20 protein-coding genes are annotated in these 22,244 nt (G+C 57.7%); 8 read left to right on the top strand and 12 right to left on the bottom strand.

The genetic code is table 11. The annotated features are described in order from the left end of the window. Positions 1–16: 16 nt before the first annotated feature. The 3 genes from BUB60_RS13025 to BUB60_RS13015 all read left to right on the top strand — a co-directional run bounded on the left by BUB60_RS13025 (position 17) and on the right by BUB60_RS13015 (position 5,396). Positions 17–2,467, top strand: coding sequence for a pyruvate formate lyase family protein (locus BUB60_RS13025; RefSeq protein ID WP_073079770.1), 2,451 nt, complete (start codon positions 17–19; stop codon positions 2,465–2,467). A gap of 332 nt (positions 2,468–2,799) precedes the next feature. Next, positions 2,800–3,189 (top strand): BlaI/MecI/CopY family transcriptional regulator, encoded by a 390-nt coding sequence (locus BUB60_RS13020; RefSeq protein WP_073079767.1) that lies wholly within the window; start codon positions 2,800–2,802, stop codon positions 3,187–3,189. After that, the gene (locus tag BUB60_RS13015; protein ID WP_073079765.1) at positions 3,186–5,396 is read left to right on the top strand and encodes a M56 family metallopeptidase; all 2,211 of its coding nucleotides are present in this window, start codon (positions 3,186–3,188) and stop codon (positions 5,394–5,396) included. The genes BUB60_RS13020 and BUB60_RS13015 overlap by 4 nt, the downstream gene beginning before the upstream one ends. Before the next feature lie 101 nt (positions 5,397–5,497). Here the strand turns inward: BUB60_RS13015 and BUB60_RS13010 are convergent, their stop codons facing one another. The 5 genes from BUB60_RS13010 to BUB60_RS12990 form a co-directional block, all read right to left on the bottom strand. Beyond that, positions 5,498–6,517: a uroporphyrinogen decarboxylase family protein gene (locus tag BUB60_RS13010; RefSeq protein ID WP_159435418.1), complete on the bottom strand. Its 1,020-nt coding sequence runs from the start codon at positions 6,515–6,517 to the stop codon at positions 5,498–5,500. A 178-nt stretch (positions 6,518–6,695) separates the two neighbouring features. Continuing rightward, positions 6,696–7,613 (bottom strand): ketopantoate reductase family protein, encoded by a 918-nt coding sequence (locus BUB60_RS13005; protein WP_073079760.1) that lies wholly within the window; start codon positions 7,611–7,613, stop codon positions 6,696–6,698. Between the two features lie 17 nt (positions 7,614–7,630). Beyond that, positions 7,631–8,068: an acyl-CoA thioesterase gene (locus BUB60_RS13000; protein ID WP_073079758.1), complete on the bottom strand. Its 438-nt coding sequence runs from the start codon at positions 8,066–8,068 to the stop codon at positions 7,631–7,633. A 135-nt stretch (positions 8,069–8,203) separates the two neighbouring features. Beyond that, positions 8,204–9,103: a C40 family peptidase gene (locus tag BUB60_RS12995; protein ID WP_073079755.1), complete on the bottom strand. Its 900-nt coding sequence runs from the start codon at positions 9,101–9,103 to the stop codon at positions 8,204–8,206. Between the two features lie 615 nt (positions 9,104–9,718). Continuing rightward, a complete protein-coding gene (locus BUB60_RS12990) occupies positions 9,719–11,776 on the bottom strand; it encodes a L,D-transpeptidase family protein (protein ID WP_073079753.1) in 2,058 nt (685 codons plus the stop codon). 476 nt (positions 11,777–12,252) lie between these two features. Between BUB60_RS12990 and spo0A the strand changes: the two genes are divergently transcribed. Both spo0A and BUB60_RS12980 read left to right on the top strand, forming a co-directional pair. After that, entirely contained in the window at positions 12,253–13,032 is a 780-nt protein-coding gene (spo0A, locus tag BUB60_RS12985) for a sporulation transcription factor Spo0A (RefSeq protein WP_073079750.1), read from the top strand. A 116-nt stretch (positions 13,033–13,148) separates the two neighbouring features. Next, complete coding sequence (locus tag BUB60_RS12980; protein WP_073079748.1) at positions 13,149–13,409, top strand: DUF6514 family protein; 261 nt, start codon at positions 13,149–13,151, stop codon at positions 13,407–13,409. Between the two features lie 91 nt (positions 13,410–13,500). On the opposite strand, the gene BUB60_RS12975 is transcribed toward BUB60_RS12980, so the two are convergent. The 4 genes from BUB60_RS12975 to BUB60_RS12960 all read right to left on the bottom strand — a co-directional run bounded on the left by BUB60_RS12975 (position 13,501) and on the right by BUB60_RS12960 (position 16,756). Then, positions 13,501–14,478 (bottom strand): oxidoreductase, encoded by a 978-nt coding sequence (locus BUB60_RS12975; protein WP_073079746.1) that lies wholly within the window; start codon positions 14,476–14,478, stop codon positions 13,501–13,503. Between the two features lie 37 nt (positions 14,479–14,515). After that, positions 14,516–15,028, bottom strand: coding sequence for a nitroreductase family protein (locus tag BUB60_RS12970; protein WP_073079744.1), 513 nt, complete (start codon positions 15,026–15,028; stop codon positions 14,516–14,518). A 30-nt stretch (positions 15,029–15,058) separates the two neighbouring features. Continuing rightward, entirely contained in the window at positions 15,059–16,306 is a 1,248-nt protein-coding gene (locus BUB60_RS12965; RefSeq protein WP_242941205.1) for an MFS transporter, read from the bottom strand. Between the two features lie 180 nt (positions 16,307–16,486). After that, positions 16,487–16,756 carry a zinc-ribbon domain containing protein gene (locus tag BUB60_RS12960; protein ID WP_073079742.1) on the bottom strand — a complete coding sequence of 90 codons (270 nt, stop codon included), beginning with the start codon at positions 16,754–16,756 and terminating at the stop codon, positions 16,487–16,489. A 313-nt stretch (positions 16,757–17,069) separates the two neighbouring features. On the opposite strand from BUB60_RS12960, the gene BUB60_RS12955 reads away from it, so the two are divergent. After that, a complete protein-coding gene (locus BUB60_RS12955) occupies positions 17,070–18,020 on the top strand; it encodes a carbohydrate kinase family protein (protein ID WP_073079740.1) in 951 nt (316 codons plus the stop codon). A gap of 17 nt (positions 18,021–18,037) precedes the next feature. Here the strand turns inward: BUB60_RS12955 and BUB60_RS12950 are convergent, their stop codons facing one another. Further along, a complete protein-coding gene (locus tag BUB60_RS12950) occupies positions 18,038–18,511 on the bottom strand; it encodes a CBO0543 family protein (protein ID WP_073079738.1) in 474 nt (157 codons plus the stop codon). A gap of 199 nt (positions 18,512–18,710) precedes the next feature. On the opposite strand from BUB60_RS12950, the gene BUB60_RS12945 reads away from it, so the two are divergent. Beyond that, positions 18,711–18,992, top strand: a complete 282-nt coding sequence (locus BUB60_RS12945; protein ID WP_084726472.1) for a hypothetical protein — start codon at positions 18,711–18,713, stop codon at positions 18,990–18,992. Positions 18,993–19,098: 106 nt separating this feature from the next. On the opposite strand, the gene BUB60_RS12940 is transcribed toward BUB60_RS12945, so the two are convergent. Further along, positions 19,099–19,995 (bottom strand): LysR family transcriptional regulator, encoded by an 897-nt coding sequence (locus BUB60_RS12940; protein ID WP_073079734.1) that lies wholly within the window; start codon positions 19,993–19,995, stop codon positions 19,099–19,101. 265 nt (positions 19,996–20,260) lie between these two features. Here BUB60_RS12940 and BUB60_RS12935 point away from each other — a divergent pair, with 265 nt between their 5' ends. Next, positions 20,261–21,370: a zinc-binding dehydrogenase gene (locus BUB60_RS12935; RefSeq protein WP_073079732.1), complete on the top strand. Its 1,110-nt coding sequence runs from the start codon at positions 20,261–20,263 to the stop codon at positions 21,368–21,370. Between the two features lie 3 nt (positions 21,371–21,373). Here BUB60_RS12935 and BUB60_RS12930 read toward each other — a convergent pair whose 3' ends face one another. Next, a complete protein-coding gene (locus BUB60_RS12930; RefSeq protein WP_073079730.1) occupies positions 21,374–22,204 on the bottom strand; it encodes a magnesium transporter CorA family protein in 831 nt (276 codons plus the stop codon). Positions 22,205–22,244 lie beyond the last annotated feature (40 nt).

Genomic DNA, 22,244 nt, shown 5'->3' with positions numbered 1-22,244 from the left:
TTTGGAGGGGATAATAATGTACAAATTCAGGCCTTACACCGACCGTATATGGCACATGCGGGAGCTCATACGCGACAGGGTGATACAGACCGACGCGGAGCGGGCCCTCATTTTAACGGAATCCTACAGGAAAAATAAAAACGTCGTCCCCATTATCAAACGGCCGTTGGGCACCTATGACCTCTGCGCCAACATGACGGTCCGCGTGGAGGACTTCGAGCTGATCGTCGGCAACAAGGCCAGGACCTTCTGCGGCTCGGGCTTCAACCCAGACTGGATGGGCTCCGGCTGGATCATGTTCACCGACGTGGAGAACACCTGGACGCTCAAGGAGGACGGCCTGTACCACAACCCCGAGGGCGAGGAGCTGCGCCTGACCATCGCGCCCGAGGACGTGGCGGCGCTGCGCTCCATTACGGAATTCTGGCAGGACAACAGGGTCGGCGCCACGGCGGACGCCTGGCAGCCGGACGGATACGAAGACTTTATGCGCCTGGAGGCCACCGACTACCAGCCCTTCGGCATCGGCCTCATGAGCATCCCGGTGGGCCATCTGACGCCGGGCTTTGAAAAAATCATCAATGTGGGCTACAAGGCCATCCGCAACGAGGCCCAGGACTGGATGGACGCGCGGCGCGGCAACCTGATGGGCGACGATATGAGCAAATACATGTTCTATAAATCGGCCGCCATCGCCTGCGACGCGGCAACTATCTTAATCAAGCGCTACGGCCAGGCCTGCTATGACAAGGCGGCGTCCTGTGCCGACGACAGGCGGAAGGCCGAGCTCATGAAAATGGGCGGCGGACTGATATGGATTTCCGAAAATCCCGCCCGCAGCTTCTGGGAGGCCTGCCAGGGTACCATCATGTATCAGCTGTTTTTGGCCATTGACGCCGGCTATCCGGCGCCCGCCTTTGGCCGCTTTGACCAGTACATGTGGCCGTTTTTGAAAAAAGATCTGGAGAGCGGCGCCCTGACCATGGACGAGGCCCAGGAGATCGTGGATGCGTTCTTCCTGAAGGCCAACTGCTTTTACGGCGGCTTCCCCGGAAAGCTCGCCCAGACCACCGGCATCGGCAATACGTACCAGCACACCACCATCGGCGGTGTGGACCGGGATACCGGCGAGGACGCCACGAATCCCGTCACCTATATGGTGCTGGAGACGATCGGCCGGCTCAAGCTGCACGACCCGACCATCTCCCTGCGCATTAACAAAAACACGCCCGACGCGCTGTGGAGCTGCGCTCTGGAGACCACAAAGCTGGTGGGCGGGCTGCCGCTGTTCCAGAACGACGAGGTGATCATTCCCGGCCTCCAGGCGGAGCTGGGCTTTGAGCTTAAGGATGCGCGGGACTACAGCATCATCGGCTGCCAGGAGATCGTCGGCTCCGGCAACGATTATCCGGCGCCCAACGGCGTCCACGCGCCCCACGCCAGCATCCACTACGGCGTCGTGTTCGACATAGCCATCAACAACGGCATCAACCCGTGGAACGGGCGGCAGGCGGAAGTGCACACCGGCTATCTCTATGAAATGAACAACATCGGGGAGGTCCGCGCGGCCTTTGAAAAGATGGCGCGGTATATCCTCAAATGGTACGTTACCGTCAATAACTACGCCGAGTACCTGACGGCGTATCACGCACCCCACGCCGCCCTGTCCATCTCCATGGAGGGCTGCATGGAGAAGGGCATGGACGCCGCGGCCGGCGGCTGCAAGTACAACTCCTACGGCGGCACCGCCACGGGCCTTGCCACCATCGCCGACTGCCTGTCCACCATCAAATATATGTGCTTCGACAAGAAAAAGTGCACGACACGGGAGCTGTATGACGCCGTCATGAAAAACTGGGAGGGCTATGAGCCGCTCCGCCAGCAGATTCTGAGCGAGGTGCCGCACTACGGCAACGCCGACCCGTATGCCGACGACGAGTTCAAATGGGTCGTCGACCTGTATTATCAGCTCTGCACAGAGTGCTCCAATCCCCGGGCCAGGGTCTACAAGGCGGGGCTCTACGGCGCGTCCGACCACGTGGCGCAGGGGTATCACACCTGGGCCACGCCCGACGGGAGAAAAACCGGCGAGCCCATCGCCGACGCGGCGTCTCCCTGCCAGTCGCGCGATAAAAACGGCCCCACGGCCGTGTTCGTTTCCTCCTGCGTCTACGACCACCGCCGGTTTATGGACGGTATCGCCCTGAACCTCCGCATGCACCCGACAGTGCTCTCCCGCGAGGACGGCATCGCCAAGCTGCGCGATATGACAAAGGCGTATTTCGACAACGGCGGCCTGGAATGTCAGTACAATGTCGTCGACACGGACACGCTGCGCGCGGCCCAGGCCGACCCGAAGACGTACCGCGACCTCGTCGTCCGTATCGCCGGCTACTCGGCCTACTTCGTCGAGCTCAACCTGGACTGCCAGAACGACATTATCGCCAGAAACGAGAACAGATTCTAAAGAACTCACAAGCTGCATACAGAGGGGAAAGCCTCGCAGAGTTTGCCGCCGGAGCGGCAAATAAATTCAAAATTCGTTACGCAGGAGGACATGCGCCTCCGGAGTGACTCTTCTCATGCAGGGAGCGGCTGAGCGAGCTGCATGCAGCCTTTTGCCGGATAAAGCCCAAAGGGCTTTATCGACAGCCTGAAAGCTGCCTGGCGCTCAGCCGTCCGGCAGCTTTGCTGCATAAAGAACGCCGCTCCATACTTTCTGTAATAAATGGTTGACATTTGTTATCCTTCGGTGCTATCTTTAGGATAACAAATGTCAACCATTTCTGGGGAGTGTTTATGTTGGGCAAAACAGTCGGTCTGTCGGACGGCGAATGGAAGCTGATGAATTTATTGTGGGACGATGCCCCGCGCACTGTGGCGCAGCTTGTCTCCGCGCTCAGAAGCGATACGGGCTGGACGAAGGGCACCGTGTTTATGATGCTCTCGCGCATGGCGGAAAAGGGCACCGTCCGCTATGAGCAGGGCGGGCGCTCCAAGCTCTATTACCCTGTGCTGAAGAGAGAGGACGCCGCCTCCTGTGAGACGGAGAGCTTTCTCTCCAAGGTTTACGGCGGCAGCGTCGGGCTGATGGTGGCCTCCCTCGCCGGGCAGAAAGCGCTGACGAAGGAGGACATCGACGAGCTTTACGCCGTTTTGCGCGACGCAGAAAAGGAGGCCGGAGAATGACCGAGTGCATTATTACCTCGTCCGCGCTGATCCTCGCCGTCACGGCGCTGCGGTTCATATTCAGAGGCAAAATCAGCCGGAGGCTGCAGTATGCCCTGTGGGGACTGGTACTCCTGCGGCTTATGCTGCCTTTTCCGCTGCTGGGGAGCCCTATGAGTGTCATGAACCTCATAGAACCGGCTGAAAGCCCGGCCGCGTTCGATTCTGTACCTGTGCCTGACACAGCCGGCCAGCTTGCTATGATGCTGCCCGCCGTACAGCCCGATATGGCGTCGCCCGGCGGACAAGCCGCGCCTGCGGAGTTCGTACAGGAGCAGGAATCGCCTGCACGGGCCGGCGCGCCGGCAATGCTTTCACGGGCGCTCGCTCTTGCCTGGTTGATTGGGGGTGTTGCCCTGGGGCTGTGGTTTATCGGCGCAAATTTCGTATTTTACCGCCGACTTTGCAAAACACGAACGACTTTTGACGTTCCCGGCAGTAAACTGCTCGTCTATATCGCTGGGGGAATCGCCTCGCCGTGCCTGTTCGGCCTGTTCCGCCCGGCTGTTTACCTGACGCCAAAGGCCGCCAAAAACGGCGAGGGCGTCCGCCATGTCCTGGCCCATGAGACGTGCCATTACCGCCACGGCGATCATGTATGGTCGCTTTTGCGCGGCCTTGTGCTGGCGCTGTGGTGGTGGAATCCTCTTGTCTGGGTTGCCGCTGTTCTGTCCCGGGCCGACGGCGAACTGGCCTGCGACGAGGCCGTCGTCCAAAACCTCGGCAGTGGCGAACGCCTGGCCTACGGCCACACACTGGTGGATCTGATTGCCGTCAAGCCGGCGCCCTCAGGACTCGTCAGCGCCGCGACCATGATGATTTCCGGTAAGCGCAGTGTCAAGGAGCGGCTGAATATGATCGTCAAAAACCCGAAAGCGCTCATACCCGCCGTCATCGCGGTCGTGCTCATCGCAGCGCTCTGCGTGGCGCTGACCTTTACCGGGGCAGCCCGGAAAACCTCCCTGAGCGATGCCGGGCCTTCCGGCAGCCCGGAGGCCGCCGCCGACAATACCCCCCTCTCCGCCCAGGAGGCGCTGGACCTGTTTGAGAAAAGTGTCGGCTGGGCAAGCGGTGTGACCAGCTTTCGGATACCGGAGGGCTATGACAAGCCGGAGGATTGGGACATTCTGATCACCGGGCGCCAGATTACCGACGACGGCTTTTCCCACAGCGTTCAGTTTCTGGAGGCTGTGAACAGTACGCGAACCTGGCAGCCGGGCAGGCAGTATACGCTGGAGGTCGACGATTCTTCCTATACGGCGCTGCGTATAACGGCCGCTTTGCCCGGGGAGGACGGCATGCCGCTGGATAAGAGCATCGTTTTCTCATTCCCGAAGGAAAAGCTCTCCGACAGCGATAAGGAGGTGATCACAGCGCTTGTTAAAAGCTTCGGAAAAGCGATAAAAAACGTCTCGCTTCAAAAGCCTTTGGAGGTTCAAAGGAAGGGCGTCACGGATAACTATACGCAGTTTGTCACACCGGAACTGCTGGCTAAATGGTTGGAGATTCCGGTGGGAGGGCCGGGCCAGACGATCGAAACCTATGTGCCCGACAGAATCGAAATCGCGAATATCAAGGCGGATGGCGGTGTCTGCACTGTTTCGGGAACCCTCGTGGAGGTCGCAACGCAAGGCGGCGCCGACCTGACGCATCCGGTGTCGATAACGGTCATACATCAAAACGGCAAATGGCTCATATCCGGATATGCGATAGTCGCCGATATCTACTCCGTTAAGCATACTATCGGGCCGTATGAGCTTTCGCTGCCGGAGGGGTGGCAGGTCACCGGCAGCGTCTATGATCTAACGATCCGCTCCGATAAGGCGGCCGGGACGGTGAGCCTGCGGTCATACGACCCCGGAGGGACTATCAGCCAGCTGATAGATAATCATGGGGAAATACTCTCAAACAGAATCATCGTCGGGTTTAAATATCCCGCCTCGATCGTCGAAGTCCGCGCCACGCAGCCGGCCGCCGCGCAGGACAACGCCTATAAGGACGAGTTGCACATTTACATTGTCCTCAAAGATCTCCGTTACGCCTTTGACCTGTACTTTGACCCCGCGGTCATCGACAGAGACACCGCGATGAAAATCGCGCGCAGCTTCACGATCGACGATGCCGCGTTCAAGCTGGACATTGAACCGAGAACAACTGCGACTAAGTAAAAGCAGTGGGTATCTGATCGATTCCTTCACCGGCCCGGGGAGGATAACGGCTGACGAGCATACAAAGGCCGGCGCCATCGGCGCCGGCCTTTGTATGTATTTTATTTGTTATAGAACGTCCTGCCGTAGGCCTCGTATTCCTCGGTCAGCCAGCGTTTTCTGTTGTCCGTCCTGGGATCGGTGGCGGGGCCGTAGGCGCTGCCCCAGAAGCAGAAGCCGCCGCCGGGGGCAAAACGGTCGATGGTTTTGCGGACTTCGCCTTTGATAAGCTCCTCCGAGGCGCTGTCCCAGCCGGCGGGACCGGAGGAATCCCAGCAGCCGATCAGGCCCAGCTTGTTGCCGTATCTCTTTTTGATGCCGTCCAGGTCGTTCATGATCTGCGCCGGGTTCCAGGCCACGATGCTGAGATCGAACCAGTCGGGGATAAAATCCTCGCAGCGGCCGCAGTTGTGGTAGATGACGGGGATACCCGCGTCGACGGCCGGCTTCGTTTGCTGATAGTGATAGGGCTTGATCAGCTCGCGGTACATGTCGATTGAAATAAAGGGGTTTTTCGCCGCCGCCGTATCGTCGGTCAGCTCGATGAGATCGGGCTTGTAATACTCGATCATCTTTTTTGTCACTTCGACAAAGAAGTCCGCCATGTACTGGAAAAGCGCCTTGACCTCGTCTGGCTCCTCGAACATCGCGCAGAGCCCTTCTGAAAAGCCCATAAAAGCCATCAGCTGCTGGAAATAGCCGACGTGCAAGGTGCCGACGACGGCGGTGTTTTCGCGGTCTATGTCCGCAAGGTCTTTTTTTGCCATAGACGCCCAGTCGATCCGGGACATGTCGGGGGCCCTGACGATATCCCGCCATTTCGTGATATCGGTGATGAGAAAGTTATTTGGAACCGGGAGCGCGGCGCCGCCCGTTTCAGCCGTGGCGATGTGCGGAACGCCCCATGTGTCAAAGCCGCCCTCCGGCGTCCGGCGCGCGTTCAGGAAGGAAGCGGTGACGGGCAGCACGGCGGGCGGATACTTGCTGTATTTATCCGCAGCCATACCATACCTTGGTACCCACAGGGGCTGCTCGCCGTGGATGAACATCATGAAATTTTCTTTTTCAGTGATCTGTTTCAACAACGCCGACTCCTTTTTATACATATTTGTGTATATGTTACAAGGTGCGGCTGAAAATGGCAATAGCAGAATAGTGAATGTTTAGCGCCTGTGATTCCAAAAATGAGCGCCGCGATGCAATATTTTTATAGCAAAGCCGCGGCGGCTGCCTCCGGGGATGCTTATTGCCGGGAGGGTGTCAGTAGGCGCTCTCGAGCGCCTTGATTTTGTCGTGGAGCTGCTTGTTGACGGGGGCGGCGATCCCGTGCTTTGCCGACAGCGCGGCAATGGCGCCGCCGAACATCTCGGCTTCACTGAGGCGATGGGCCTCAACGTCCTGCTGCATAGAGGTTTTGCCCTTCGGATTCAGGCCGGCGAGCACCTCCAGCCAGTAGCCGATGTCCTCCCGTGTCAGGCGGACATGCTCTTTTTCGGCCAGCGCGATGACCTCTTCCATGGCGGCGATCATCGTATCCCTGAAGGGGCCGTTATTTTGGACGCCCTCGTAGTCGCACAGATAAACAGCCGTCGTCTGGTTGACGCCGGCGTTGAACATGAACTTGCTCCACTGGTGCCGCTTCATGTCCGGGGATAGCTCGTGGGCGATGCCGGTCCGCGTAAAAAGGCGGTCCACCGCTTCGGCCTTTTCGGAAAACGCGCCGGACTCCCTGTCGCCGAAAACCAGGACGCCCTTGTTATGGTAAGTCAGCGCGGGGCCGACCTTGACGGCGTCCATGCCCTGGGCCACGCAGAGGAGCAGCTTGTCCATCCCATAGGTCCGGCCGATGATCTCCTCGCTGCTGATGCCGTTCAATATGGAAAGGATGACCGTGCCGGGGCCCACATGATTTTTTACGGCCGCGATGGCCTCGTTCAGATTGTTGTATTTGACGGCGATCATGAGAAGATCCGCGGGGCCGGGGTCCTCACCCGGCGCGACGAAATTGAAATCGCAGCGTTCGCCGTTGCAGAAGATGCCGTCGCGGCGGTACCGGGCGATCCGCCCTTCGTCCGCGATGATCCTCAGATCGTCCTTTGAAAGATGCCCGGACAGCTGCTGCGCGAACAGGACCCCGAGCGCGCCGAGCCCGATGAGAGATACTTTTTTGATTTCCATACGTTCACCATTAAAATTTAAGATTTTTTGAAGCCTGACGGGACCTCCAGCGCCGCTTTCAGCAGCTTGTAGACGTCGGGAGCGGCTCTTTCGGCGTTGAGCGGCCTGAGGCCCTTGTCGGTAAACGCGTGCAGCGTCTCGCCCGTGGCCAAAAGCGCGCCGTCACTGTCCCGCACGACCTCGTACGACAGGATGATGCGGACGCGCGACAGCTCCTTGAGGCTTGTGACCACGGTGACCTCGTCCTCATACCGGGCCGGGCTTTTAAACCGGCAGGCGATCTCGTACAGCGGCATCAGGACGCCTCTGGCCTCGATATCAGAATAGGACACGCCCGTCTGCCTGATAAAGTCCGTCCGCCCGGCCTCAAACCACACCGGGTAATTGGAATGATGAACAATACCCATCTGATCGGTTTCGGCGTACCGGACCGTCAGTTTCGTTTTCGTTTTCATGGCTGCGCTCCTTTGTGACGTGTTGATAAGCATAAATACTATTTTATAACTTTGAGCGCGTATTTTCAATTACCGCGAAAAAATAACCCCGGTGTGGTGAACCGGGGTCATTGTCGTATTCGTTTTTACCGAGGCTCAGCCCGCGATGCGTTTGGCGCCGTACCAGGTTTTCGTATACCAGGCGCTGGACAGGCTGCTGATAATAACGCCGGTCTTCTCCGTCGACGCGTTGACGAAGCTGCCGCCGCCGATGTACAGCCCCACGTGCGTGACCGAAGCGCCCCCGTTGGAAGAGAAGAAAACGAGGTCCCCGGGCTGCAGGTCCGCCTTGGAGACGGATGTCCCGTTGTTCCTGTACTGCTGGGAGGCCGTCCTCGAAATGGAATAACCGAACTGGTTGAAGACGTAGTAGGTAAGGCCGGAGCAGTCAAAGCCCACTTTGGGGGAAGAGGCGCCGTAAACATATCTGTAGCCGGCAAACTGCCGGGCATAATCGGCGATCTGCTGCCCTGCCGACACGGCCGCGACGCTCACGGCCACGGCGCTGGCGTCGGTCAGCGTCAGATAATCGGAGCGGACGTAGCCCGTTTGTCCGTTGTAACTGACCTTGTACCAGCCGTCGCTGATACCGGCCACGCTCATGATGGTGCCGGCCGTGTACGTCCCCAGGACGGTGCCGGAGGTGGACGGGGTGCTCCGCATCCTGATGTCGCTGCCGTCCACTTTGCCGGCGGCCGTAAAGTCCTTGGTGGTTTCAACGTCTTTTATGTACATGGACGATACGTATCCGGCCGTCCCGCCGCTGCTGATGTGGTACCAGCTCCCGGTCTTGTCCAGGATGACGACAGTGTCCCCGCTGTGGAGCGTTGCCGCAATGCTGCCGCTTGTGCTGGCCTCCGTGCGGACATTGAGCGCGGCGCACGATACCGTGCCGGCGCCCTGAGCCGCCGAGGCCGCCGACGCGCCGATAAGGACGGCAGAGCTAATGGCCGATATGGCCAGGATCGTTATGAGCAGTTTTTTAAAACCTTTCATCAGACATCCTTTCTTATTTATTTTTCCTGCGCAGTCAACTGATGGAAACATGCCTATTGTAACCATTTGTAATTACTTTGTCAACGGTTTGTAAATAGAAAAATTAACCTGTAACTATTTGCGCACCGTAAACGCGTATGGGAACCACATTCCACGGAGGTGAAGCAGGGGCGATTCGTCAATATGGCTATTAAATTAACCCAGGAGTCCGTCAATCTAAAGGCTTCCCCTGGGGGAAGCTGTCGGCGCAGCCGACTGATGAGGGTCCGCCGCAGGCGGTTGATCTAGAAATCATGTTACGCGCCGCGAGCTCACCCTCATCCGTCACGGCTTCGCCGTGCCACCTTCCCCTTGGGGAAGGCTGACAGTGCGCACAGCTTGCTGAGCTGGCTTCATATCCAGCCCCGAAACGTCGGCAAAATGAGCAATTATCATCACTTCGCGCAACCTATGAAACGCGAAAAGCCGCTGCATCGCAGCGGCTTTCGAATATAAGAGCATAGGAAAGCACCGTTTTGGGGTGTCGGCCCGGCCCACTCCGGGGGTACGGGGCGCAGCCCCGTTGCAGGGTCATAGGGGCGCAGCCCCTATACCTCTACTGGGCGGGTGGGTGGGCTAATAGACGACGACGGTTGTGTTTGTGGGGATATTTTTGTAGAACCAGGCGATGTCCTCGTCGTACATGCGGATGCAGCCATGGCTGATAGGGAAGCCGATCCGGGCGTCCAGGATCTTCGTCGTGCCCGGATAATACAGCCGTGAATGAAAGCCGTAGGCCCAGGTGTAAAAGTTGACGACGGGCTTTACTGTGTACTCCTTGGCATTCCAGCCCGTGGTTGACCGCCCGATGATCTTGAAGACGCCCACAGGCGTATCGTTGCCCGGCGCGCCGGTGCCGGCCATAAAGGTTTTCTCCAGCTCCCAGGCTCCCCCGGAGCCGGTGAAAATATTGACCCGCTGATAGGCGAGGCTGACCCAGACGAGATATTTTGTCTTGCTCGTATAGCCCTTGACGTTGACCCACGCTGTTTTGAGGGCGGCGTCGTAATCGTGCGCCTGCGCCCATTTGAGGGTGTAATCCCCCTTGTAGCCTGTCTCCACGAGCGCGAGAACGTCTTTGGCGTCGAACTTATCCGCGCTCTCCAGGACGATATCCTTGTCTGCTCTGAGCTCCTGGTAGCCGCCCACCGGATCATCGTAGTATAAAACGAACGAAAGCGTTACGGTGACCGGGACAGCGCCCGTATTCTTCGCGGCATAGCTGAAAGCCGAGGAGGCGGAAGCGCCAAGCTTCACATCGGAGGCCGACTTCACTGCGTTGTCTATGTACCAAAGTCCGGTGCATGTACCGGCGCCGCCCGGCGACGAGATAGCCGCCGACGCTTTGAGCGTTAAGTAGGAGGGCAGGTCCTCCGGCGCGATCAGGGAGAGCCCGGCCCCGGCCAGACCGTAGCTTTCATCGGCAGTGACGTCGCCGGCCTCGACGGTGATGCGGCTGCCGCCGGTGTTGTCAAGGACGCTTTCAACGTATCCGTCGCCGCCCACGGCGGTATCGGCCCCATAGACGGCGCATGTGCCGCAGCTGCCGTTCACCGTTAAAGTGTTCCCCACGGCGGCGCCGAGAATTTTGACGTTGTCGACGGCGGTGCCCGGGGCGACCGTCACCGTGCAGCCGCTGCCGCTGACGGTGAGATTCTGTACGTCTCCGGTGAGGATCACATTCCGCCCGTCTCCGGTGACCTCCACATTCGGCACCTTGCCGATAGTTACCGTCCCGCCGCCGTCGCCGACGGCAACGGTGCCCACGCTGGAAAAAATATCGGGGTTTACGGTGACATCGCCGCTCCCGGCGGCAATGACAAGCCGGCCGATCCTGCTGGAATAAACGGAAAGCCCCCCGAGCACGCCGCTGCGCACCACGGCGCACGGCGCTTCCACGCCCTGAAGGGTGATATACGACGTTGTGCCGTCAAAATACAGATTGCCGTCAAATTTTTCCCCGATAACGGCGGCGCCGTTGTCGGACAGGACGAGCCCGCCCCCGGTGGTGCTTTGGCCGGCCTGGCGGTCATTTGGCACGATCCTGTACAGCACGGTCAAAAATTCCGCCAGAGATATATTGCTGCCGATATGTAACGCGCTGCCGTCGCCTTTCACGAATCCGGCCGAGGTCAGCGCCGCCGCCGCCATCCGGTACTTGCCGGAGAGGAGCGCGCTGTCGGAGAATTGCGCCAGCACCCCGATGTCGGGCTGCGCCGCCACGAGCTGGAAGGCGTTCCCCAATGCCGCGAGGGCCTGTCCCCGCGTGACAGGGGCCGATAAGTTGAGCCGGCCGCGCGCCGGTGTGACGATGCCCAGGGCCACGGCCTGCGCGGCGGCGGTATAGTACCAGTCGCTTTTTTTGATGTCCGTCACCCCGGACAGGTCGGCCGCCTGCTCCGGCGAGAGGACGCGGCAGAGAATGGTGGCCAGCTGCGCCCCTGTGACGGCGCCGTCGGGATCGATACCGTTTTCGCCGGCCGTGATCAGCCCGTCGCTCAAGGCCTTGTCCAGCGTCTTCTGCGCCCAATGACCCCGGAAGGAGGGGGCGCCGGCGGCCAGAGCTCCCGCCATACCGGAAAGCAGACCGAAAATAAGGATTGCCACAACCGAACGAGAAAACAGCTTCTTCATGCGATACTCCCAATGATAATTATACTTTTCGGCGCTCTGCGCCGGGCGCGTTCCTATAAAGCATACGCACATGCCGGCAAAAAACCCAGGGTATTATGTCAGGCCGCCGGCAAAGATCATGTCGGCTTCGGCCGAAAGCGTGACAGAGCGCTTAAAATTATATCACCTTGGCGGTAAAATAAATATCATAAATTCGCGCGCGCTTTGCGGGGTGCTTCCTTAACGTAAATCGCCGCGAGAATTATTCCCGGCACATAACGGCGGCGCGGTCAAAACATTAATTTTGGTTTACCGATTCACATTGGAGATACCAAACGTCTCAGAAATGAATAACGAATTTGTTGACAAATATCTACAAATTTAGTATTTTTATTAATGTTAGCCTATAGAGTTGCGAGGTTTAAATAATATCCCTCTTTTAGTTATCAGGACGATTTAAAATGACGTGTGTATTTTGAAGGTTTGGAGTGAGAAGCATGCGGATTGCCATCGTCGACGATAATATCAGCTACTTGAAGATTATGCGCGATTATTTGTCACATATCGGAGAATTTGAAGTGATCGGCACCGCGGAGAATGGGTTTGACGCCTGCAGGATGATCGAGACCCAGGAACCCGATATCGTGCTCATGGATATCGCCATGCCTCGCCTGGGCGGACTGGGTGTTCTTGAAAAGCTGCAGAGCCAGCCGATGAAGAACCGCCCACAGTTTATTATCGTGACGGCGCTGGGACAGGACAAGGTATCCCGCATTGCCGTCGACCTGGGCGCCGATTTTTTCATGATCAAACCCGTCGACCTGGACGAGCTGGTCCTCAACATAAAGCATCTCTACTCGCTGAAGAATTTCAGAGAGATCAGAAACGCTCAGCCGGAGCAGTCCGCCACCGACGAGGAACGGGAGGAGAGAGTGCGGGCGCTCCTGGATTATATCGGCATGCCCTCGCATCTGAAGGGATACGATTATATCGTCTACGCCATGGCCATCATCCTGAATGATCTGACGGCCATCAACGCCATGAAAAAGCAGGTCTATTCCAGAGTCTCCTGCAAATATAATACGACGCCGGCCCGGGTTGAGCGGGTGATCAGAAATGCGGTCGAACTCACCTGGAACAGGGGGAAGCTCGACATTATTGAAAAGCTGTTCGGATTCGACGAGAGCGGCGTCAAAACCAAACCCAGCAATTCCGAGTTTTTTATTAAGCTGGCCGCCGAGTTTATGGATAAGTACGAGCTGAAAAAACGCTCCTAGCGGTTGGAAAATTTCACAAAGTTTTAATTGTCGATGAACTTTGTCGACAACCTACCTTGAGATAGCAGGCACAACCTCGTAAGATATAACCAAAAATAGATGGGAGGTTGTTTGCCATGCCGGTTGAAACAAACAAATACTTGGCTGACTATCGGATCATCGAGGCCCCGTGCCGGACGCAGGGCTGCGAGGAGTGGATAGTCTATGGACTGCGGGCCGAATTCGCGGGAGAAACAACCGAAGTGTTCGCTGTCGGGGACATCAGCGCCAAAAAAGATGATATCGGGCGCCTCATCCTTTTGCTGAACGAATACGGCGTAGCAAAGGACCATCTGATCGATGTCATCGAGGATTTCGTTCAGGAGCTTTTCATGTGACGGCGGCGGCTTCGGCCGGAGATTTTAATATGGAATGTAAAACGCCGTGAAATCCGCAGATTTCACAGCGTTTTTTATTTGCTGGCAAGGCTTATTTTTTGCGCGCCGGGCACAGCGTGTGATCCGTAAACCACAGGCAGCGCTCGCAGCCGCGGCATTTTGTAAACGGCGTGCTGCCCAGCACGGCGTTTCCGAAGGCGGGGTCGGCGAGGAACGCCGTGCCGATCCCGGCCAGGTCCACGTAGTCGTGCTCAATCAGGAAGCGCACCTGCTCCTCGGTCCGGAGACCGCCGGCGGCGATGACCGGGATGCTGTCGACAGCCTGCTTCATCCGGCACCCGCTGTACGCCATCGGGCCGCAGATAAAGCCCTCCGGGACGTCCCCGTCGGGAAACTTCATCCCGAAGGAGACATTTATAAGATCCACGCCCGTTTCTTCAAAAAGCTTTGCGATCTCAAAGCCGTCCCTGCTTTCCGGCAGGAACTCGCCCATGCGCACGCCGAGCATGAACCTGTCGCCCGTTTTTGAGCGGAGCTCCGGGAGAATGCCGGTGAGAATCCGCGTCCTGTTCCAGGCGCTGTTTCCAAACTCGTCGGTGCGCTTATTGTAAGCGGCGTCGATGAATTTGCAGAGCGTGTACCCGTGGGCAAAATGGAATTCCGCCCCGTCAAAGCCGAGCTTGAAGGCGGTGACCGCTGCGCTCACCATCTCCCGCTGCATAGAAAGGACCTCGCCGGTCGTGAGCGCGTTGATGTCGCTGTCGCCGCAGGCCAGCTGCATCATGACGCTGACGCCGTAGTTATGGCATTTCTGCGCGATGGCCTTGAGAATCTCTTTGTCATAATCCGTCCACTGCCCGGTGCCGTCTGTCGCGCCAAAGCACTGGGTGGCCTGGAGGATGATCAGCCCGGCCCCGCCCCTGGCCCGCGCTTCGTAGTGCTCGATATGCTGCTTCCCGTAAAAGTGCCCGTCGTCGCCGTGGAAAGAAAAGGTGAATATAGGCTCCATGACGATGCGGTTTTTAACAGTGTTGCCCCTGATGACCAGCGCATCCTGCAGTTTTGACATAGATGACTCCTATTCTGTCGTGTTGGGCCCGTAACTGTCAGATGAATTTTACAGTGCCGGCGAGCGGCTTCCTGTCGGCGTGCCTTGCCGACGGCGCCGCGTCGTCGGCCGGATAGCCGAGGGGGAGGATGCTGGAGGGGACAATATTCTCCGGCAGGGAAAACTCCCGGATGACCGCGTCGGGGTCGTAGTGGCAGACCCAGGTCGTGCCAAGCCCCAGGTCGGCGGCCGCCAGCATCATGTGCGCGCAGACAATGCTGGCGTCGATATCCCCGTGGTCCTTGTTGTCGTACGGGCGCTTCCAGCTGAGGCTTTGATCGCTGCAGACGATCAGCGCCGCCGGCGCGTCAAAATGAAAGCGCGTGCAGCCTTTGAGCTTTTCCAGGGCTTCCCGGCTTTGCAGGACCAGGATGCTCTGGGGCTGGTTGTTATGGGCTGTCGGGGCCAGCCGGCCCGCCTGCAGGATCATGTCGAGCTTTTCCCGCTCGACGGGGGTGTTTGAAAATTTACGGACTGAATATCTTTTTTCGGCCAGCTCGAGAAAGTTCATACCGATTCTCCTTACTTCAGTTAAGCAACGTTATTCCGTCGGCTGCAAATTTGGGTCCAGCTCGATTCTGATCCGCCGCGAGAGGATCAGGTTGAGGAGCGCGATGACGGCCGCCGCCATAAATACGGCTTCATATCCGACAGCCGCCCACAAAAGACCCCCGAAGACGGGGATCACCATCGAGGCAATGTGCTGAAGGCTCGTGCCCGTGGACAAGGTCGGCGTGAGATCGGCGAGGTTCACGCAGATTTTCCGCGCGTATGTACTCCGCGCCATCTCCACAGCGGACATGGAGCCGTCTATGACATAGCACCCGGCGATAATCACAACGGCGATGCCTGCGGAGAAAAGCCTGTCTGCAAACGAATATCCAAAGCAGATGACAAACAGGAGCACCGCTTCCATTGTCAGCACGAACCGCTCCCCGCGGTTGTCGATCCAACGCCCGATGAGCTTTCTCGTGCCGATGCTGACGAGAGCCACCACCATGCCGAGAATGGCAAACATCTGCGGGCCGAGGTTGAACACCCTGACCAGCACCCACGGGGCAAACGTCATATAGATTTGATTTCTGGCGCCGCTGATGACCGCGAGAACATAGTAAAGCCTGTACTGCTTCCTGAAAATGAACTTTACTCTCCTGGTTTCCCGTTTCCCTTTCTTCATAAAGCCCATCATAAACGCGGCGATCACATAAAAAATCGCGGCGATGACGAACGACAGCTGATAGGAAAGGTGCATGTAATTAAAGCCGACAAAAATGAAGATGTAAGCCACGATCGTTCCGTAAAGGCTGAATGCGCTGACGGTCCCCAGCCTGTTGCCGAATTCCTCCGGCTTTGACAGAGACATGCCGATAGACGGCGTCACCGGCATGACCATGTGTGTGCCGAGGCTGAACATCATCATAAAGATGATCATGACGGCGTAGACCGGCGTGAGCATACCGAGCCCCAGCATCCCGATGCCCGAAGCGACCATGCCGACCATGGCAATCCTGATATCTCCGAGAAAGTTCAGAAGCGCCAGGACCAGCATGATGCAAAACCCCGGGATTTCCCTCGGTACCTCCAAAAAACCTCTGGCCTGCTCGGACAGATTATAAAAAGCACTGAGATAGTTGTTGAAAATCGATGTATTGATGCCGCCGCCTATGCCCGCGAAAAGCCCTGCCACAAGAAATAGATTGAAATTCTTTTCGTTGCGAAAATTTTTGAAAAACTTGAAAAGCCCCTTACCCTGGCGCCCTTCCGCGCCGACATTCTGTAATTCCTCCACCGAACCAGCCCTTCCGCCCATGTCGTTTATTTTATGCTGATTATAACACTTCGGACAGGCGGCGACAACAAATATCGGCGGCACAAAATTACATAATTCGCGCCGTCCCCCGTCTGTTCGGAAAAGCAAAAAAGGATATACCACAAAGGCATATCCTTTTGTTCTTATTTCAAGCAGAAATTATCTCTGTTTAGAGAAACAGTCGCTGCAGTAAACAGGACGGTCGTCTCTCGGCTGAAACGGAACTCTTGCTTCACGGCCGCAGGACGCGCAAATTGCCGTGAACATCTCTCTGGGGGCAGCGCCGCCATTCTTTCTGGCTTGACGGCAGGGCTTGCATCTCTGGGGCTCATTTGTAAAGCCCTTCTCCGCGTAGAAATCCTGTTCGCTGGCAGTAAAGATAAAATCTGCGCCACAATCTCTGCATTTTAATGTCTTGTCTTGGCTCATTAAGTGGGATACCTCATTTAAAAAATATTTGTTGAATCGAGAATTCAACACTGCCATTCATTATATACGCAAATTTGCCGAATGTCAACCGGCCATAGACCGATATTTTTTGCAGGATGAATAAAAAAATCGCACATTACCGTTTTCTGGACCGCGCCGGATACAATCGCGCACATATTCTCTTTTTCTATTATTTTCCTTCGCTGCCATTTGTGGTATTCTGAGCATAGACGCCGCCGGCGCCGGCAAAAACCACGCCGCTTTGCACACCGGGACTCAAATGCCCCGGCGGCTCATGAAAGGTGGTTTCGCTATGCCCTGTGTCCTCTCTGCGGGAGAGCTCCTGATCGATTTTTCGCCGGCCGGCTGGTCGGATAACAATCAACCGCTCTACGAGCAAAATCCGGGCGGCGCCCCGGCAAACGTTGCCGTGGGGCTCAGCCGGCTCGGCGTAGACAGCGGCTTTATCGGCAAGGTGGGGTCCGACAGCTTCGGGTGTTTTCTTAAGGGGACCCTCGATAACTGCGGCGTCCGCACAAAAGGCCTGAAGTATGACGCGGCGGCAACGACGCTGGCGTTCGTGCAGCTGGCCGAATCGGGAGAGCGCAGCTTCAGCTTTTACAGGAATCCCGGCGCCGATACCCGGCTTGCCCCGGCAGACCTCGATTTTGCCGAGGTCGACCGCTGCGACGTCCTGCATTTCGGCGCGCTCCTCTTCACGGCGGAGCCCGCCCGCTCGGCGATGCTTGCGCTGCTTGAGTACGCCCGGGAAAAGGGGAAGCTGATCTCCTACGACCCCAATTGGCGCCCCGCGCTCTGGCGCTCCTGCGACGAGGGGCTCCGGGACATGCGGCGCGGTCTCGCCTATGCCGATATCGTCAAGGTCTCCGGGGAGGAGCTGTTTCTTTTGACGGAATCGGCCGATATCCGCGACGGCGTCAATAAATTGCTCGTCATGGGCGCCCGCCTCGTGCTGGTGACCCTCGGTGCGGAGGGCTGCCGCGTCGCCACCCGCCGGTGTGACGCCGCGCTGCCGGCGTTTAATGTCGACGTCCTGGACACCACCGGCTGCGGCGACGCCGCCATGGCCGGGTGCCTGTGCAAAATCCTGGCGCTGGGCAAAGGGCTCGACGACTTGGACGCGGACGGCCTCCGTGCCGTCGCGGCGTATGCCAACGCCTGCGGCGCCCTCTGCGCCACAAAACGCGGCGCGATGCCGGCCCTGCCGACCCGCGTCGAGGTCGACGCGCTGCTGCGCCGGTGAGGGCTGTTTCGGCCGCGTTATTCCTTCTGCCATTGCAGAACTTTTTTGATCTGCCATTTATGATACGCCCCCCAGATATACCAGCTGGCAAACCACAGGATAAAAGAGTAATACCAGTCATAACCGTTATGATAATCAATAACGGCCGTAAAGCGCTCCAGGATCAGTTCGACACCCGTCAGGCCGATTGTCCAGACGAGCGCCCAGGCAAATTTACCTTTGGCGGTATCGGGAGTGTGTTTGACCCAGAGGATGGCGGCTGCCGGAGCGACGATGAAATTGACAGTGACAGACATGTCGCTAACGAACCCCCACAGCGCCTTGGGATAATTCCACCAGTTGAAATACAGCGCGACAAAACACACGATGTTTGCGTAAAAACTCGCGAACAGCGCGACCGGCACGAATTTTGATGCGCCCTTCCTGTCAATGACCAGCGCCGCAACAGATGCCGCGATCGCCGCGTATTGAAGGATATATTCAATATCCATCCTACATCGCCTTTCTGCAATCTCCAATTATTGTTGGCATATCAGGCAAGGTTATGTATAAGAGTACCAGCGGGGCGGGGGGCCGTCCCCGCTTTTTTCTGCGCCCCGCCCATTGCGCCATTGACACCTTCGCCGCAAGGTGTTAACATAATGTCGCTATTTCGCGGCCGGAAGGCCGCCGCTGAAAGGTTTGATTCATTTGCCGCAGTTTTTTGAAGCCGCCATGCTCGTTTGCTTTGGGCTCTCGTGGCCCCTGTCCGTTGTAAAGTCGTGGAGGTCGCGCACCACAAAGGGGAAGAGCCTGTTTTTTGAGGTGTTCATTCTCATCGGCTACCTGAGCGGGATCGCCGGCAAGCTCGTTACGCACAACATCACGTACGTATTTATTTTCTACATTATCAATGTGGTCATGGTCGTGATCGACCTGGCCCTTTATTACAGGAACAGCCGCCTGGACAAGCTGGCGGCCAAGGAAGGATAACATTCAGGCTGCAAAAGGCCGTCTCCCGTGGCGGCCTTTACATAAAAACCCCGGAGTATGACGTGTTCCAAGGTGAAAGAACGCGTCTCTCCGGGGTTTTGTTTTTTTACGCGCTGCCGGCGGGCGCCGCCTCCTCGCTGATGATATCCAGGAGCAGGCGGATAGAGGGATTTTTGCTGTTTTTCAGCCAGGAGACGCAGATGTCAACGGTCATGTCGCCGTCCAGGGCGATAAAGCGCAGGCTCGCGCCGGTGTACGGCTCCAGGCTGCGGGGCAGGAGCGTGATGCCGATTTCCGATTCCACCATCATGATAAGGCTCGTGTACTGGGTCTGGCGGCTGATGACGTTCGGGGTGAAGCCGTTGCGGAGGCAGTCGCGCTGGAGCTTCAGCGCGTCCTGGGGGTCCGGCATATCCAGCAGGACGAATTTTTCGTTGTCAAGCGCCCGCGGGCTGATGCGTGCCTCGCCCGCCAGCGGGTGGCTTCTGTAGACGACGGCGCACTCCGGGCTGGAGTCGAGCAGGAGGCAGCGTACGCCGTCCCTGTTCTGGAAGGGATAGGGCGAGGAGAAAACGACATCGACGGCCTCGCTTTCCAGGTCGCGGATGAGGACCCTGTTGTCGTCCTGCCTGATGGACAGCTCAATGCCGGGATGGGTGCGGTGGAATCTGGCCAGCAGCCTTGGAATGAGAATCTGCTCGTAGGGGCCCCAATAGCCGACGCGCAGCGTCCCTTCCGCGCCGGCCGCGGCCAGCGCCGTTTTCCGGACCGCCTCGTCGTACCGGGCCACAACGAGCTTTGCCTCGTCAAAAAACACCTTGCCCGCCGCCGTCAAATGGACGGAACGGTTGTTCCGGACGAAAAGCTTTGCGCCCAGCTCCTTTTCCATCGCCGTGATGACCTGGCTCATGGAGGGCTGGGCAATGCGCTGCTCCTCCGCGGCTTTCGTAAAATTCAGCAGCCGCGCCACGCTGAGGAAATACTTCATGTGCTGGACGTCCAAAGAGCTCATCTCCCGCCGTCAATGCTTAATCATTGGCATTGCCTATGGCTTTTCTGAATCCGTACGCACAAATTTACGCGATATATACATTTTATATGTTGTGATCGTTAAATTACTGTCGATTATCCATATAAATAATAGGGCCGGCCTATCGTATCACGTTATTTTAATATTTTACAGCCCTCCCCGGCCGATATAAACTTAAAAGCAGAAGGAAGCACGGTGATCGCGCTGCCAAGCCCAATCTCAAGGAGGAGGAAGAAAAATGGCGGATATCCCAAAGACATGCAAGGCGGCCGTCCTGACGGAATACGGCGGCCCTCTGGAGCTGCGTGAGGTCCCGATTCCCGACGTTCGGGACGGGGGGATTCTGGTCAAGGTCGAAATGGCGGGCATCTGCGGGTCGGATATACATATATCGGCCGGCAATCTCGGCATCAAGGCGCCGCTGCCGTTTATCATGGGCCACGAGACGATCGGCAGGATCGTCAAGCTGGGCCGGGGCCGCACCCATGACGCGGCCGGCGAGCAGCTCAGGCTCGGAGACAGGATCATGTGGGCGCACGCCGACTGCTATGACTGCTATTACTGCAATATTCTCCGCAAGCCCATGCTGTGCGAGCACCGGATCGGCTATGGCATGTCGCCCCCGGGCGCGCTGATGGGCGGCTTTGCCGAGTACGAATATGTTATCCCCGTGACAAAGGTCGTTAAAATCCCCAGCGAACTGACGGAAGAGGAGGCCATCGGCGTGGCCTGCGCGTTCCGGAGCGTCGTGGCCGCCTTTGAAAAGCTGGGCGGCATCGGCCTGGCGGACAGCGTCGTCATCCAGGGCGCCGGGCCGGTGGGGCTGTATTCCCTGGTGCTGGCGCGGGAGGGGGGCGCGGGCCAGGTGATTGTCGTCGGCGCGCCGAAGGAGCGGCTGGACCTGGCGAAAAAATGGGGCGCCGACCACGTGGTCAACATCGACGAGGTGACCGACCCGGCGGAGCGGAAAGCAATCATTTTCGGCCTGACAAAAAACAGGGGGCCGGAGCTTGTCGTCGAGTGCTCGGGCTTCGCCCCGGCCTTCGTCGAGGGCGTTGAGATGGTGCAGAAGGGCGGGCGCTACCTGATCATCGGGCAGACGTCGCCGCAGCCGGTCACTTTCACCCCGTATACGATCCTGCAGAAAAACATGCAGATCATCGGCAGCGGCGGCGCGATCATCCATCATTTCTACAAGGCGCTGGAGTTTATACGGACCCATCAGGCGAAATATCCCTTCGGCGATATCGTCAGCCGGCGGTACGCTCTGGAGGATGTCAACGAGGCGCTGGCCAACATGAAGGCCGGCCGGGAGATCAAGCCTGTCATCGACAACCGGGGCAGGTAGGGCCTAGAACCATTTCTTAAGCCTGAAAACGGCCAGACAGCCGACGCAGACAACAACGCTCAGAAGGATGACAAAAGCGTACCCTGAGCTCCAGCCGTATTCCGGCATCCGCAGGTTCATACCGTACCAGCCCACAATGAGTGTCAGGGGCATAAATATGCCGCTGATGACGGTAAAAACCTTCATAATCTGATTTTGCTGGATGTCAAGCTGGGCCTGATACGCCTCTCTGACCTGCGTGATATATTCGCGCAGATGCAGCACGGAGCTGAGGAGGTGGTCGATACGCCGGGAAAAAGAATAAAATCTTGCCTGGATGTCCGGCGGCAGAACGTCGTTCTCGTCCTCGGCAAACTCGCCGGCAATGAAGCCGAGCTGCTCATAATACCGTTTTACATTCAGCAGATCCCGGCGGATGGCGATGATTTTGTCCGGGCCGTTATCCAGGCGGTTTTTCCTGGTCAGCAGCATATCCTCGAGCTTTGTGATCCTGTCCTCGACCTTTTCCAGCTCATGCAGATCGTCGGTGCAGATGGTGACAAAAAATTCGAGGAGCTGACGATAGGTGTCGATCCCTTCGTCGATTTGTCCCGCGACCTTCGCGCACTCTTTGTTATCGCTGAGATAAATCAGGTGCTCCGGGCTGCAGTAAATGAACACCTTTGAGTCCTTGCGCGCGGCGTTTCTGATGTCGCAGTAATGCAGGGCGAGAAGGAACTTTCCCGGGCCGAGCTTCAGGCAAATGTGCCGCTCGGCGTTCAAAAGGTCGGCGCGGCTGATATTCACGTCGTCCTGCAGCACCGCCATTTCATTTGATTTTAAAATTTTGCGCATGAGAGCATCTCCTTCGGGCCCGATTCGTCCGCGTTTATTT

It is taken from the genome of Sporobacter termitidis DSM 10068, from assembly GCF_900130065.1.
GTDB lineage: Bacteria > Bacillota > Clostridia > Oscillospirales > Oscillospiraceae > Sporobacter > Sporobacter termitidis.
The sequence above is the reverse complement of the archived record's forward strand: the minus strand, read 5'-3'. Positions and strand labels throughout refer to the sequence as shown.